This window comes from Streptomyces sp. CO7, assembly GCF_053474865.1.
Window position 1 is genome coordinate 60,629 of the sequence record NZ_JBRIOU010000001.1, and the last position, 634, is coordinate 61,262.

General features: G+C 78.2%; 1 protein-coding gene. It reads left to right on the top strand.

The genetic code is table 11. From position 1 onward, the window contains the following. Positions 1-172: 172 nt before the first annotated feature. On the top strand, positions 173-634 hold a 462-nt coding region (locus ACOV8S_RS00265), incomplete at its 3' end, for a roadblock/LC7 domain-containing protein (RefSeq protein WP_448315155.1).

Consider the following 634-nt stretch of genomic DNA (forward strand, 5'->3'; position numbering starts at 1 on the left):
CCCATGCGGCGCCCGCGGCACCCACGGCGCCCTCGGCTCACGCCGTCCCCGCCGCCCCGGCGGTCCCGCCGCCGCGGACTCCGGCGGCCGCCCCGTCGTCGATGCCGCCCACCCACTTCGCCGACCCCGACGTCACCCTGCTCCAGCGACTGCGGGCAGCCTTGGAGGCCTTGTGATCCGCGCCCTCCGGCAGCGTGCCGGGAGGAAGCAGCTGCCGGCCGTGGAGACGGAGGTGCGCGGCGAGCTGCGTCGCATCCGCTCGCGGATGTTCCAGCTGACCGGCGCCCTCGCCACCTCGGCCGACGGCACGGTGCTGGCCGAGGACTCGCCCGGCGTGGCGACGGAGGAGGCCGCGGCGCAGACCGCGGAGGTGCTCGCCGCGGTCCTCCGGCTGGCCGACGTCACCGGGCGTGGCACGCCCCGCGAACTGGTCGTCCGCGGCAAGTCCGGCTACCTGGCCACCTACGCCGCCGGCCGGTCCACCGTGCTCACCCTGCTCGCCGAGGACGGGGTGAACCTCGGCCGGCTGCACCTGGAGGGCCGGCGCTGCGCCGCCCGGATCGGCGAGCTCGTCGACGGGGCCACGGCGGGTCCGCCGGCCCTGGACCCCGCGCCCCTCTCCCCTCCCGTACCT